Here is a 12,393-nt window from a genome sequence, read left to right as displayed (position 1 = left end):
CCCGATCCACAGCCGATCTTTAGTCGCCGACCAGGGTTGTCAAGGCACGCTTTCCCGCCTTGACAAGCCTGCTCGGCGACTGAAACACAATCAGGCATCGGGGGCGGGGGTGGTCGTAAGGTGACCTTTCGAGCGCCGTGAGGCGCACCGCCCGCAGGGCGGAAAAGATCAAAAGAGTCCTCGCCGGACGGGCAGGCTCCGGGATGACCACCCAGCTACCTTGGGTTAGGGCACGGCGTTTCGCGCCGCTCTACCTGGGGCAATCTGGGCCGTGAGCATCGAGCTGCCTGAACCGCGTTCCCTGTGGGTGGACACCGCGCCGGCGCCGGACCGGGCCGGGCGGGATCTGCCCGCCGAGGCGGACGTCGTCGTCATCGGGGCCGGTATCGCGGGTCTCACCACCGCCTACGGGCTCGCTCGTGCCGGCAAGTCGGTGGTCGTCCTGGAGGCGGCCCAGGTCGCGTCGGGCGTGTCCGGTCACACCACCGCGAAGCTGTCCGCCCAGCACGCCCTCAAGTACGCCACCCTCACCTCCCGCAAGGGCAAGCCCGCCGCCACCAGGTACGGGCGTGCCCAGCTGGAGGCGATCGAGTGGGTGGCCCGCACGTCCTCCGAACTGGGCATCGACTGCGGCTTCCGCCGGCGGGACAGCTTCGTCTACTCCACCGACAGCTCCCAGCTCGGCAAGCTCCAGCAGGAGGCCGACGCAGCCGCCGAGGCCGGGCTGCCCGCGGACTTCGTCGAGCACGTCGACCTGCCGATCACCACCGTCGGCGCCGTCCGGTTCGTCGATCAGGCCCAGTTCCACCCGCGCCACTGGCTGCTCGGCCTCGCCGACCACATCGAGCGGCTCGGCGGGCGCATCGTCGAGCGGGTCCGGGCCCGCAAGCTCGACGAGCGGCCCTCGCCGACCGTGCACACCGACCGCGGCGAGGTAAAGGCCCGCGACGTCGTCGTGGCCACCCACTACCCGATCTTCGACCGCGGCCTGTACTGGGCGCGCCTCGACATCACCCGCGACCTGGTCGTCGCAGGCGAAGGGGAGGCGCCGCCCGGCATGTACCTGGACGCGGTGACCCACCGGTCCATCCGCGGCCACACCGAGGGCGACCGCCACTACGTCATCGTCGGCGGCGAGCACTACCGCACGGGCGAGCCGGTCGACGTCGAGGCCCGCTACCGGCGTCTCGCCGAGGCCGCCACCACCTTCGGCGTCACCAAGGCCACCCACCGCTGGTCCGCGCACGACATGACCACCCTCGACAACGTGCCCTACATCGGCCGCTACCACCCCGCCACCCACCACGTGTGGGTGGCGACCGGCTTCGGCCAGTGGGGCATGACCGGCGGCACCTCCGCCGGCCTCGTCCTGACCGAGCTGATCACGGGCGGCGACCACCCCGCCGCGAACCTCTACGACCCGAACCGCTTCGACCTGAAGTCCTCGGTCACCCTCGCCGAGGACGGGGCCAAGGTCGGCAAGCAGTACGTGACCGGGTACACCCGCGCCCTCACCTCCACCGCCGGCGACCTCGCCCCGGGGACCGCCAAGGTGTCGCGTCGCGGCGCCGACGTCGTCGCCTCCTACCGCGGCGAGGACGGGCAGCTGCGGGAGGTCAGCGCCCGCTGCACCCACCTCGGCTGCGTCGTCGCGTTCAACAACGCCGAGAAGACCTGGGACTGCGCATGCCACGGATCGCGATTCGCCACGGACGGCTCGGTGATCCAGGGCCCGGCGACCCGCCCGCTGCCGCCGGCCTGACCGTCGGCGTCGAGGAGGAGTTCCTGCTCCTCGACCCCGCCACCGGCGCGACCCTGCCGCGGGCGGCCGCGATCCTGGCCGCGGACCCGCCGCTGCCGCCCGGCGCCAAACTGCACCGCGAGCTGCGCGCCACCCAGGTCGAGACCGCGACCGGCGTGTGCACCGGCGCGCGGGAGCTGCGCGAACAGCTCGTCCGGAGCCGCAAGGCCCTCACCGACGCGGCCCGCGTGCACGGCGCGGTCGTCGCCTCCTGCGGCACCCCGGTCCTGTCCGGACCATCCACATCGGACAACCAGGACGGCCGGTTCGGTGACATCGACCGGATCTACCGCGGCATGGTCGCCGACTACGAGGCGTGCGGCTGCCACGTCCACGTCGGCGTGCCCGACCCGGAGACCGCGGTCGCGGTGATGAACCACCTGCGCCCGTGGCTGCCGACGCTGCTGGCGCTGTCGGTGAACTCGCCGTTCGACCACGGCCGCGACACCGGCTACGGCAGCTGGCGCATGGTGCAGCAGTCCCGCTTCCCCGGCGCCGGGATCCCGCCGCACTTCCCCGACCACGCGGCCTACCGCGCCGAGGTGCGGCGGCTGGTGGACTGCGGCGCGCTCGTCGACGAGTCCATGTCGTTCTGGCTCGTCCGGCCGTCCACGGCGTTCCCGACGCTGGAGTTCCGCGTCGCCGACGCGGCGTCCAGTGTGGACGAGGCGGTGCTGCAGGCCGTGCTGTCCCGCGCCCTGGTGCGGCGCGCGCTCGCCACGGACACCGCGCCGCCGGAGATGTCCGAGCAGGTCGGCGCGGCCGCGTTGTGGGCGGCGGCCCGGGACGGCATCGACGGCGAGGGAGTGCACCCGTTGCGTGCCTGCCGGGTGCCGGCCTGGGAACTGGTCGAGGAGCTCGTCGAGTTCGTCGCGCCCGCCCTGGACGAGACCGGGGACCGGGACCTGGTGGCGATCGTCCTGGAACGCCTGCGCTGCGAGGGCAGCGGCGCCCGTCGCCAGCGCAAGGCCGTCGCGGCGGGCCTGCCCGCCCTGCTCGCCACCCTCACCCACCAGGGTTGATAGCCGGCCGCCAGGGGTAACCGTGCGTCGTGACGACTGCCATGACGCTTTCGGCTGCCCTCCCGGCGGCCAGAGGACCGCTGTCGGAGGCCGTGATCGACGCACTCGGCCGCGACGAGCGCGGGGACTTCCCGGAGCTGCCGGAGACCGCCGACGCCGACCCGTTCGGCGAGGACCTGCAGCTCGCCCTGCACGTCTGCTACGAACTGCACTACCAGGGGTTCACCGGGGTCGACCCGGACTGGGAGTGGGACCCCGACCTGCTGCGCCTGCGTGCCGCCATGGAGCGGGTGTTCCTGGCCGCGCTGCGCGCGCACACGCCCGGCGGCGACGACGTCGAAGAGGCGCTCGCGCCGCTGCTCGTCGAGCCGGTCAACGGCGCCGGCCTGTCGCACTTCCTCGCCGCCGAGGGCACCTGGGACCAGGTCCGCGAGTATTTTGTGCTGCGCTCGATCTACCACCACAAGGAGGCCGATCCGCACGCGTGGGTGATCCCGCGGCTGCGTGGCAAGCCGAAGGCGGCGCTGGTGGCCGTGGAGTTCGACGAGTACGGCGGCGGCCGCGCCGACCAGGTGCACGCCCAGCTCTACGCGGACCTGCTCGACGGCGCCGGGCTGAACTCGCAGTACCTGCACTACCTGGAGCACGCCCCGGCGTGCATGCTCGCGGTGGTCAACATGATGTCGTTGTTCGGCCTGCACCGGCGGTTCCGCGCCGCGCTGGCCGGGCACTTCGCCGCCGCCGAGATCACCACCGCGCCGAGCGCCCAGCGCATGGAGAAGGCGTTGCGGCGCCTGGACGCCGACGAGCGCTGCCGGTACTTCTACACCGAGCACATCGAGGCCGACGCGGTGCACGAGCAGGTCATGCGCCGGGACGTCCTCGGCGGACTGCTGGCGACCGAACCGGGACTGGCGGGCGACATCGTGTTCGGCATCCAGGCCACGGACCTGGTGGAGCAGCGTTTCGCCGACCACGTGCTGGGCGCGTGGCAGCAGGGCCGCAGCGCGCTCCGCAAGCCCCTGTAGACAGCGGAGGAGCGGCGGACCTGTGGCCCGCCGCTCCTCGTCAGTTCCGCACGCGCTTGCGGTGGCTGGTGTCGCAGAAGGGGTACCGCTTGCTGCGGCGGCACGCGCACAACGCCACCATGAACCGGTCGGAGCGGGCGACCGTGCCGTCGGGCATCTCCAGCTCGACGGGCCCCTCCACGAGCACCGGCCCGCCGTCCACGAGCGTCACCTTGCGGGGTTCAGCGTTCCGTCCGGTCGGCACGGATCACCACCAGTTCCTCGTGTCGCTGGCCGGGCGCGATGAGCCCGGCGCGTTCCAGGAAGTCGGCGCGGCCGCGCAGCACCGGGCCGAACGGCTCGATCGCCCGCGCCACCACCGAGGTCTTCAAGCCGTTGTCCCGCAGCATTTCCACCGTTTGGCGGATTCCGCAGAGAGACGAATGGACCACCAGCATCGTCCCGCCGGGGGTGAGCAGGTCGTGGGCCCGGTCGCACAGGCAGTCCAGGTGCTTGCGCCCGTCCGCGCCCGCGTCCCAGGCCAGCGCGGCGCCGTCCGGGTCCTCGTCGGACTCGCACGGCACGTAGGGCGGGTTGGCCAGCACCACGTCGAACGGCGCGCCCTCGATGGTCTGCGAGAGGTCGCCGTGCCGGACCTCCACGGGCAGGCGGCGCACCCGCGTGTTGAACCGCGCGCTCAGCACGGCGGGCAGGTACCGGTCCACGGCGGTCACGCTCGCCGCTCCATTGCGGACCGCGGCGATCGCCAGCGCGCCGGTGCCGGTGCACACCTCGAGAACCCGCGCGCCGGCCGGCAGGCGCGCTTCCCGCATCGCGCGCATCAGCAGCCAGGTGTCCGCCTGCGGCCGGTACACCCCGGGAAGTCTCAGCAGTTTCACCTGTTGCAGGTACCACCGGCGGGAGAAGTCAAACTCCGCCCAGCAGACGGATGACGGCCCGCTCCAGCACCTCGCGGTCCTCGTCGCCGCGGACCCCGCCGATCCGGCGCACGGCGGAGGCGATGGTCTTGCCGTTCGCGTGCGCCTCCACGATGCGTGGATCTACATAGGACTTGCGGCAGACCGCCGGTGTGTTGCCCAGTTCCTCGGAAACCTGGCGCATCACCGCGGCCTGCGTGCGTTTCAGCCCGCGCTGGGACTTCACCTCGTCGGCGACGGCGAACGCGGTGGCGGCGAGGACGGTCGCGTTCCACGTCCGCAGGTCCTTGACGGTGAACTCGTCACCGACCATCTCCTTGAAGTGCTCGTTGATCTCGTCGGCGTGGACCTCGTGCCACCCGTTGGGTGTGCGGTAGACGAACAGGCGGTCGCTGCCGGTGCGCGACCTGCGCAACGCCTTGACCACGGCGGCCAGGTCGGGGTCGGTCAGCGTGATGTCGCGTTCGATCCCGCCCTTGGCCGGGTAGCAGAAGTTCAGTTCGTCCCGCTTCACGGTGACGTGCTCTCGCAGCAGCGTCGCGGCCCCGTAGGTGCCGTTGTTCTCGGCGTACTCCTCGCTGCCGACCCGGAACACGCCGCGGTCGATCATCCGCAGCGCGGCGGCCAGCACGCGCTCGCAACCCAGGCCCGGCCTGGCCAGGTCCTCGGCGATGTGCAGACGCCACTTCGGCAGCCGTTTCGCCAGTTCGACGACGCGTTCGTGCTTCTCCTCGTCCCGCGCCTGGCGCCAGCGGTCGTGGTAGCGGTACTGGCGGCGGCCGGCGTCGTCGGTGCCGACCGCCTGGATGTGGCCGTTCGGGTGGGGGCAGATCCACACGTCGCGCCACGCGGGCGGCACGGCGAGGCTCTTGATCCGCTGCAGGGTTTCCTCATCGCGGAGCGGCTCCCCCTCGGGGGTGAAATACCGGAAGCCGCGGCCGCTGCGCTGCCGCCGGATCCCGGGTTCGGAGAGCTTGCTCTTGCGCAGGCGCATCGGCGTCAGGTGATCCGGGTGCAGGCGCTGGTGACGGCGTCGAGGTCCGGGTAGGTGGAGTCCGGGATCGCGCCCAGGTGCCCGAGTGTGCTGTCGTCCGCGCCGTGCGCGGTCGCCTGCCGGATCAGCTCGGCCCGGTCGCACGGGAAGTCCACTTCGGACAGAAGGGTGCGGAGGCGGTCGGGGTCGGGCGTGGTCATGGTCGCCGGATACCCCCGGTCCACCCCGGCAAACGGCCGATCAGACCGGTCTGTCCGACGGTACCGAACACGGTTCTGCCGGGTTATCATCGGCGCGCCATGACCACCACCCTGCCAGCCGGTGCCCGTGAGCGGATCCTGGAGACCGCTTACCAGCTCTTCTCGCGCCGCGGCATCCGCGCGGTGGGGGTGGACGAGGTGATCGCGCGGTCGCAGGTCGCCAAGGCGACGCTGTACCGGCACTTCCCGTCCAAGGACGACCTCGTGCTGGCCTTCCTCGACCGGCGTGAGCAGCGGTGGACCGTGGGGCTCATCGAACGGCAGGCCCGCGCCCGCGGCGAGACGCCGGAGGACCGGCTGCTGGCGATCTTCGACGTGCTCGACGACTGGTTCCGCTCGCCGGCCGACTTCGACGCCTGCGCGTTCGTCAACGTCCTGCTCGAAATGGGCGCCGACCACCCGCTCGGCCAGGCCTGCATCCGGCACCTGGACACCATCCGCGGCATCGTGGCCGGCCTGGCCAGGGAGGCCGGCCTGGCCGAGCCGGAGGACCTCGCCCGCTCCTGGCACCTGCTCATGAAGGGCGCGATCGTCTCCGCCGCCGAAGGGGACGCCGACGCCGCCGTGCGGGCCCGGGAAATGGCGCGCGACCTGCTGGCCCGGCACCGGAAATAAGCCCGCGCCCGTCGTGGTTGCGACCGGTATGACAACCGATGGTCGTGGCCGGGTCCGGACCGAGCCGGGCACCAAGCGGGTACGGGCGGTCTTCGGCGGCCAGGTCGTCGCCGACACGCTGCGCCCGCTCATGGTGTGGGAAGTCCCGTACTACCCGGCCTACTACGTCCCGCGTGCGGACGTGCGCACCGAGTACCTGGTCGCCACGGGGGAGACGGCGCACTCGCCGAGCCGCGGCGACGCCGACGTGTTCACCGTCCGGGTGGGCGACCGCGAGGCGGCCGGCGCGGCGCTGGAGTACCAGGACTCGCCGCTGGACGCGCTCAAGGGGCACGTGCGGCTCGACTTCGCCGCGATGGACGCGTGGTTCGAGGAGGACGAGGAGATCTTCGTGCACCCCCGCGACCCGCGGACGCGCGTCGACATCCTCGCCAGCTCGCGGCACGTCCGCATCGAGATCGACGGCGTGACCGTGGCCGAGTCCCGCAGCCCGCGGCTGTTGTTCGAGACCGGCCTGCCGACGCGGTACTACCTGCCCAAGACCGACGTCCGGCTCGACCTGCTGGAGCCCAGCGACACGATCACCCGGTGCCCGTACAAGGGCGAGGCCTCGTACTACTCCGTCCGCGTCGGCGACCGGCTGCACGAGGACGTGGTCTGGTACTACCGGTCGCCGCTGCCGGAGAGCCAGAAGGTGCAGGGGCTGGTCGCCTTCTACGACGAGAAGGTCGACGTGTACCTGGACGGGGTGAAGCAGGAGCGGCCGAAGACGAAGTTCTAGTCTTCGGGGCATGTCCGACCGCTTGTACTTCCGCCAGCTGCTGTCCGGCCGCGACTTCGCGGTGGGCGACCCGGTGGCCACCCAGATGGTCAACTTCGCCTACCTGATCGGCGACCGGGAGACCAGGGAGGCGGTGGTCGTCGACCCGGCGTACGCGGTGGGGGACCTGCTCGACGTGCTGGCCGCCGACGACATGCGGCTGACCGGGGTGCTGGCGACGCACCACCACCCCGACCACGTCGGCGGCAGCATGATGGGCTTCACGCTGGCCGGCCTGCCCGAGCTGTTGGCCCGGGAGAGCGTGCCGGTGCACGTCAACCGCAACGAGACGGAGTGGGTCCAGCGGGTCACCGGCGTGTCGGCTACGGACCTGACGGGACACGACCACGACGACGTCGTCGAGGTCGGCGCGGTGTCGATCAGGCTGCTGCACACGCCCGGCCACACGCCGGGCAGCCAGTGCTTCCTGGTCGACGGCCGTCTCGTCGCCGGGGACACCCTGTTCCTGGAGGGCTGCGGCCGGACGGACTTCCCCGGCGGCGACGCCGAGGCGATGTACCACAGCCTCCGGTGGCTCGCGGACCTGCCGGGCGACCCGGTGGTCTACCCCGGGCACCAGTACTCGGCCGCGCCGTCGGCTTCGCTGTCGTCGGTGAAGGAGAACAACTTCGTCTACCGCCCCCGCAACCTCGACGAGTGGCGCACCATGTTCGGTGGCTAGGAGAGCCGGGGCGGCCTGCTCGGCGATGTGTTCGAGGAGGCGAGGGGCTTGGTCCGGGTCCGGGCCGTGGTCGGTGCCTGGCAACGCAGGCCCGCGGCTGGCCGGCCTCACCGATGCCCGGCGGCTAGAGGTACTCCCGCGCCACGCGCTCGGCGAGCCGCTCCAGCAGGGGCGCCGGTTCGGTCAGGCAGCGCTGCACGTCCGGCTCGATGTCCGTCAGCCCGTACGCCGCGGTGAAGCCCGCCGACCGGAGGGCCTCCGGCGACAGCGTGTTCCGCCCGGCCAGCGCCACCACCGGGATCCCGCGCTCGGCGGCCGCCGCGGCGATGCCAGCCGGGCCCTTGCCGCGCAGGGTCTGCTCGTCCAGGGAGCCCTCGCCGGTGATCAGCAGGTCCGCGCCCGGCAGCTTCTCGGTCAGCCCGGTCAGCTCCAGCACCACGTCGATGCCCGGCCGGAACGACGCCCCGAGCATCGCCAGCGCGTAACCCGTCCCGCCGGCCGCGCCCGCGCCCGGCACGTTCGCCACGTCGACCCCGGACCCCCGCACGACCCCCTCCAGCTGCCGCAACGCTGACTCCAGCAGCTCGACGTCCTCTGGCGAAGCGCCCTTTTGCGGCCCGTACACCGCCGCCGCGCCGTGCGGGCCCAACAGCGGGTTGTCGACGTCGCTCGCCACCAGCAGTTCGACCTCGCGCAGCCGCGGGTCCAGCCGGTCCAGGTCCACCCGCGCCAGGCGCTGCAACGCGGCCCCGCCGGGCGGCAGCTCCGCACCGTCGGCGTCCAGCAGCCGCGCGCCGAGCGCCCGCAGCAGCCCGGTCCCGCCGTCGGTGCTCGAACTTCCGCCGAGGCCCAGCACGAGCCGGGACGCACCGGCGTCCAGCGCGGCGCGCATCAGCTCGCCGACCCCGAGCGTCGTCGCGGTGAGCGGCGCCAGCTCGTCCAGCAACGCCAGCCCGGATACCGCCGCCAGCTCGATCACCGCCGTGCCGTCCCGGCGCGCGTAGCCCGTGTCGACCGGCTCGCCGACCGGTCCGCTCGCCCGCGCCGGCACGAACTCGAAGCCTGCGGCCACCGCGGCGGCCACCGTGCCATCGCCGCCGTCGGCGATCGGGCACTCCAGCACCTCGACCTCGGCCCGCCCGCGCCGCAGCCCGGCCGCGATCGCGGCGGCCACCGCGTCGGCGGGCAGCGTGCCCTTGAACTTGTCCGGCGCGACGACGACCCGCGTCACACCTGCGCCCCGTCGCCGTCCGGCGGGCCCTGCTTGACGCGCAGCAGCAGCAACGCGATCGCGGTGGCCAGCGCCAGGATCCCGAGCGGGGTCGCGACGGTGGTGCTCACGCCGATCACGCCGGGCACGATCAGCAACAGCAGCCCGACGACGAAGAACAGCAGCACGACGAACGCGCCCTTGCCCGGCCGCGGCAGTGGCGGCGGCTCCGGCGGCACGTAGTGCTCGTCGTCCCCGGAACCGGCCGGGTCGTCGCCCAGCACGGTGTCCTCCCACGGGGTGCCGCCACCGCGCCAGCTCGCCTCGGCGGCCGGTTTCTCCGGTTCGGCGGGCTTCTCCGGCTCAGCCGGTTCGGGCCGCGCGGGCGCCCGTTCGGCCTCGACGTCGTCGTCGATCAGGCCGACCCCCTCGGCCCGCAGGTCCGCGACGATCGCCGCGAATGTGGCGTCGACGTCCTCGGGGTCGGGTACGCGTGAGTTCATCGGGCCCCCACCTGCCCCGGGTCACGGACCGCTTCCACGAACTCGACACTACGCCGGAAGATGAGCGGCGCGTCGTGGTCCAGGGTCGCGACGTGGAAACTCTTCTCCAGCACCACTTCCGTCACGTCCCGGCTGCGCACGTTGTCCAGCACGATGCGCGCGTTCTCGGGTTCCACGACGTGGTCAACGAGCGAGTGCAGCAGGAGCAGCGGTTGGGTCACCAGCGGCAGGTCGGCCCGCACGAGCTTCCACAGCCGCGCCAGGCTCGCCGCCGCCCGCACCGGCACCCGGTCGTAGGCCAGTTCGGTGACGCCCGGCTTCGCGATGTCGTTGGCGACGCCCCGCGACCACGGCACCACCCGGGACAGCACGGGCAGCAGCTTGGTGTCCCAGCTCAGCCGCGTGACGGAGGGGTTGACCAGCACCAGCCCGGCGACCGCGCCCCCGTGCCGCTGCGCCAGCCGCAGCGCGAGCGTGCCGCCCATCGACTGGCCGAACACGAACACCGACTGGCAGCGTTCCCGCAGGTCCAGGAACTCGCGCTCGACCGCGCCGTACCACTCGGGCCAGCCGGTCTTGTTCATCTCCTGCCACGTCGTGCCGTGTCCCGGCAGGCGGGGCAGCCGCACGGTGAAGTCCCGCGCGGCGAGGTGCTCGGCCCAGCCCCGCAGGCTCTGCGGGGTGCCGGTGAAACCGTGGCACAGCAGCACCCCGACCTCGGCCGAACCGGTGTGCGCGAACGGTTCCGCACCGGCGAGCACAGGCATGGCATCCGCCCTTCTCCTCCAACGCGGCCCCATCGTCGCATGCCCCGGGCCGCTCCGGGAGCGCCCGTCGGACGACGTCCCCCGGCTGTGACCTCCCGCCCACTGCGGGTGCGGCCGTTGTGCGGTTGGACGGCGTTTCCTACTCTGGTTCCGGCAGGCTGTTCGGGCAGGTTGGAGGGCGTCCCGGTGCTTTACCGGTTGCTGAAGTACGTGCTGCTCGGGCCGTTGCTCCGGCTCCTGTGGCCCACGAAGGTGACCGGGGTGGAGAACGTCCCGGAGACCGGTGGCGCCATCCTCGCGAGCAACCACCTCGCGGTCGCCGACTCGTTCTTCATGCCGCTGCGCGTCAAGCGCCGCGTCACCTTCCCGGCGAAGCAGGAGTACTTCACCGAGAAGGGCGTCAAGGGCACCCTCAAGAAGTGGTTCTTCACCGGCGCGGGCCAGATCCCGATCGACCGCTCCGGCGGTTCGGCCGCGCAGGCCGCGCTGGACACCGCGATCCGGCTGCTGCGCGAGGGCAACCTGCTCGGCATCTACCCGGAGGGCACCCGCTCCCCGGACGGCCGCCTGTACAAGGGCAAGACGGGTGTCGCCCGTGTCGCGCTGGAGGCCGGTGTCCCGGTCGTCCCGGTCGCCATGATCGGCACCGACAAGGTCAACCCGATCGGCTCGAAGATGTGGATCCCGCGGCGGCTGGAGATCCGGTTCGGCAAGCCGCTGGACTTCTCGCGGTACGCGGGCCTGTCCGGCGACCGGTTCGTCGAGCGGTCCATCACCGACGAGATCATGTACGCGCTGATGGAGCTCTCCGGCCAGGAGTACGTGGACATCTACGCGGCGAAGGCCAAGGAGCTGATGGCCGCGGAGGCCGCCGGGGTGCGCGCGGTGGTGCCTGCGCAGAGTGGCCTGCCCGACGCCGACCGGGTACCGGAGACCAAGGCCGGTTGATCCCTGACTAAGGTGCCACGGTGCGTTTCTTCTACGACACCGAATTCATCGAGGACGGCGTGACGATCGACCTGGTGTCGATCGGTGTCGTGGATGAACGGGGACGCGAGTTCTACGCGGTCTCCACTGACTTCGACCCCGCCAAGGCCGGCCCGTGGGTGCGCGAGAACGTCCTGCCGAAGCTGCCTTCGCCTGCCGACAAGGCGTGGCGGAGCCGGGCCCAGATCCGGGCGGACCTGCTGGAGTTCTTCGGCCGCCCGCCGGGCGGGATCGAGCTGTGGGCCTGGTACGCGGCCTACGATCATGTCGCGCTGGCCCAGCTGTGGGGCACGATGCCCGAGTTGCCGCGCCAGCTGCCCCGGTTCACGCGCGACCTGCGGCAGCGGTGGGAGGACGTGGGCAAGCCCAAGCTGCCCCTGCCGCCGCAAAACGCGCACGACGCCCTCGCCGACGCACGCTTCAACCTGGAGCGGTGGCGCATCATCGACGAAGTGCGGCGACGCAAGGGCTACCCCGCCTGACGGCCACGCCGCAGCCGCGCTCGGCGACGCGGGCCGCTCCCCGGAGCCAGGCCGTAGCCGCGCCGGGCGACGCGGGCCGGCCACCCTCGGAGCCACCCCGCAGCCGCACTCGGCAACGCAGGCCGCCCCCGGAGCCACCCCACGAAAACCGCACCCGGCAACCCAGGCCACCAACCCCCCCGAGCCACCCCTCTCCCGCAACCCGATCCGCAGCCAAATCGGTTGCCGAGCCACCGGGTCAAGGCACGCTTTCCCGCCTTGACGCGGTGTCTCGGCAACCGAACACTGAAAGATCGGGTTCGGGA

At 72.3% G+C, this 12,393-nt stretch carries 15 protein-coding genes; 8 read left to right on the top strand and 7 right to left on the bottom strand.

Going from position 1 to position 12,393, the window contains the following annotated elements:
- Nucleotides 1-271 precede the first annotated feature (271 nt).
- The 3 genes from ABZ193_RS41465 to ABZ193_RS41455 are packed head-to-tail and all read left to right on the top strand — an operon-like array spanning nt 272 to nt 3,851.
- On the top strand, nt 272-1,762 hold the full coding sequence (locus ABZ193_RS41465) for an FAD-dependent oxidoreductase (RefSeq protein ID WP_354714234.1): 1,491 nt from the start codon (nt 272-274) through the stop codon (nt 1,760-1,762).
- Nucleotides 1,687-2,823 (top strand): glutamate--cysteine ligase, encoded by a 1,137-nt coding sequence (locus ABZ193_RS41460; RefSeq protein WP_354714232.1) that lies wholly within the window; start codon nt 1,687-1,689, stop codon nt 2,821-2,823. Before ABZ193_RS41465 ends, ABZ193_RS41460 begins: the two co-directional genes overlap by 76 nt.
- A gap of 41 nt (nt 2,824-2,864) precedes the next feature.
- Nucleotides 2,865-3,851, top strand: a complete 987-nt coding sequence (locus ABZ193_RS41455) for an iron-containing redox enzyme family protein (protein ID WP_354714236.1) — start codon at nt 2,865-2,867, stop codon at nt 3,849-3,851.
- A gap of 40 nt (nt 3,852-3,891) precedes the next feature.
- On the opposite strand, the gene ABZ193_RS41450 is transcribed toward ABZ193_RS41455, so the two are convergent.
- Genes ABZ193_RS41450 through ABZ193_RS41435 form a run of 4 tightly spaced genes read right to left on the bottom strand, consistent with a single transcriptional unit; the run spans nt 3,892 to nt 5,962 of the window.
- Complete coding sequence (locus ABZ193_RS41450; protein WP_020421012.1) at nt 3,892-4,095, bottom strand: CDGSH iron-sulfur domain-containing protein; 204 nt, start codon at nt 4,093-4,095, stop codon at nt 3,892-3,894.
- On the bottom strand, nt 4,073-4,729 hold the full coding sequence (locus ABZ193_RS41445) for a HemK2/MTQ2 family protein methyltransferase (protein WP_027936296.1): 657 nt from the start codon (nt 4,727-4,729) through the stop codon (nt 4,073-4,075). The genes ABZ193_RS41450 and ABZ193_RS41445 overlap by 23 nt, the downstream gene beginning before the upstream one ends.
- Before the next feature lie 28 nt (nt 4,730-4,757).
- A complete protein-coding gene (locus ABZ193_RS41440) occupies nt 4,758-5,762 on the bottom strand; it encodes a DNA topoisomerase IB (RefSeq protein ID WP_354714229.1) in 1,005 nt (334 codons plus the stop codon).
- A 5-nt stretch (nt 5,763-5,767) separates the two neighbouring features.
- Nucleotides 5,768-5,962: a DUF2795 domain-containing protein gene (locus tag ABZ193_RS41435; protein WP_027936295.1), complete on the bottom strand. Its 195-nt coding sequence runs from the start codon at nt 5,960-5,962 to the stop codon at nt 5,768-5,770.
- 99 nt (nt 5,963-6,061) lie between these two features.
- Between ABZ193_RS41435 and ABZ193_RS41430 the strand changes: the two genes are divergently transcribed.
- From ABZ193_RS41430 to ABZ193_RS41420, 3 genes are read left to right on the top strand one after another with little or no spacing between them, the layout of a single operon-like run.
- Complete coding sequence (locus ABZ193_RS41430; protein WP_020421008.1) at nt 6,062-6,637, top strand: TetR/AcrR family transcriptional regulator; 576 nt, start codon at nt 6,062-6,064, stop codon at nt 6,635-6,637.
- Nucleotides 6,638-6,665: 28 nt separating this feature from the next.
- Nucleotides 6,666-7,418, top strand: coding sequence for a DUF427 domain-containing protein (locus tag ABZ193_RS41425; protein ID WP_354714227.1), 753 nt, complete (start codon nt 6,666-6,668; stop codon nt 7,416-7,418).
- A 10-nt stretch (nt 7,419-7,428) separates the two neighbouring features.
- A complete protein-coding gene (locus tag ABZ193_RS41420) occupies nt 7,429-8,139 on the top strand; it encodes an MBL fold metallo-hydrolase (RefSeq protein WP_017983832.1) in 711 nt (236 codons plus the stop codon).
- Nucleotides 8,140-8,263: 124 nt separating this feature from the next.
- On the opposite strand, the gene ABZ193_RS41415 is transcribed toward ABZ193_RS41420, so the two are convergent.
- From ABZ193_RS41415 to ABZ193_RS41405, 3 genes are read right to left on the bottom strand one after another with little or no spacing between them, the layout of a single operon-like run.
- Nucleotides 8,264-9,370, bottom strand: a complete 1,107-nt coding sequence (locus ABZ193_RS41415) for a glycerate kinase (protein ID WP_354714225.1) — start codon at nt 9,368-9,370, stop codon at nt 8,264-8,266.
- On the bottom strand, nt 9,367-9,852 hold the full coding sequence (locus ABZ193_RS41410; RefSeq protein ID WP_237340183.1) for a hypothetical protein: 486 nt from the start codon (nt 9,850-9,852) through the stop codon (nt 9,367-9,369). The genes ABZ193_RS41415 and ABZ193_RS41410 overlap by 4 nt, the downstream gene beginning before the upstream one ends.
- A complete protein-coding gene (locus tag ABZ193_RS41405; RefSeq protein WP_027936294.1) occupies nt 9,849-10,619 on the bottom strand; it encodes an alpha/beta fold hydrolase in 771 nt (256 codons plus the stop codon). The genes ABZ193_RS41410 and ABZ193_RS41405 overlap by 4 nt, the downstream gene beginning before the upstream one ends.
- A 186-nt stretch (nt 10,620-10,805) precedes the next feature.
- Between ABZ193_RS41405 and ABZ193_RS41400 the strand changes: the two genes are divergently transcribed.
- Together ABZ193_RS41400 and ABZ193_RS41395 are read left to right on the top strand one after the other, a co-directional pair.
- Nucleotides 10,806-11,567, top strand: coding sequence for a lysophospholipid acyltransferase family protein (locus ABZ193_RS41400; protein ID WP_020421003.1), 762 nt, complete (start codon nt 10,806-10,808; stop codon nt 11,565-11,567).
- A gap of 20 nt (nt 11,568-11,587) precedes the next feature.
- Entirely contained in the window at nt 11,588-12,088 is a 501-nt protein-coding gene (locus ABZ193_RS41395; protein WP_020421002.1) for a polyadenylate-specific 3'-exoribonuclease AS, read from the top strand.
- The last annotated feature ends 305 nt before the right edge of the window (nt 12,089-12,393 follow it).

The sequence above is a fragment of the Amycolatopsis sp. NPDC006125 genome (genome assembly GCF_040614195.1).
In the GTDB taxonomy this organism is placed as follows: domain Bacteria; phylum Actinomycetota; class Actinomycetes; order Mycobacteriales; family Pseudonocardiaceae; genus Amycolatopsis_E; species Amycolatopsis_E tucumanensis.
This window is presented reverse-complemented; position numbering and strand designations above follow the sequence as displayed.

What these genes read in the sequence shown, in the direction of transcription:
- ABZ193_RS41410 (WP_237340183.1), bottom strand. Translation starts at nt 9,852, where the DNA reads ATGAACTCACGCGTACCCGACCCCGAGGACGTCGACGCCACATTCGCG.
- ABZ193_RS41435 (WP_027936295.1), bottom strand. Translation starts at nt 5,962, where the DNA reads ATGACCACGCCCGACCCCGACCGCCTCCGCACCCTTCTGTCCGAAGTG.
- ABZ193_RS41460 (WP_354714232.1), top strand. Translation starts at nt 1,687, where the DNA reads ATGCCACGGATCGCGATTCGCCACGGACGGCTCGGTGATCCAGGGCCC.
- ABZ193_RS41440 (WP_354714229.1), bottom strand. Translation starts at nt 5,762, where the DNA reads ATGCGCCTGCGCAAGAGCAAGCTCTCCGAACCCGGGATCCGGCGGCAG.
- ABZ193_RS41455 (WP_354714236.1), top strand. Translation starts at nt 2,865, where the DNA reads ATGACGCTTTCGGCTGCCCTCCCGGCGGCCAGAGGACCGCTGTCGGAG.
- ABZ193_RS41405 (WP_027936294.1), bottom strand. Translation starts at nt 10,619, where the DNA reads ATGCCTGTGCTCGCCGGTGCGGAACCGTTCGCGCACACCGGTTCGGCC.
- ABZ193_RS41420 (WP_017983832.1), top strand. Translation starts at nt 7,429, where the DNA reads ATGTCCGACCGCTTGTACTTCCGCCAGCTGCTGTCCGGCCGCGACTTC.
- ABZ193_RS41425 (WP_354714227.1), top strand. Translation starts at nt 6,666, where the DNA reads ATGACAACCGATGGTCGTGGCCGGGTCCGGACCGAGCCGGGCACCAAG.
- ABZ193_RS41430 (WP_020421008.1), top strand. Translation starts at nt 6,062, where the DNA reads ATGACCACCACCCTGCCAGCCGGTGCCCGTGAGCGGATCCTGGAGACC.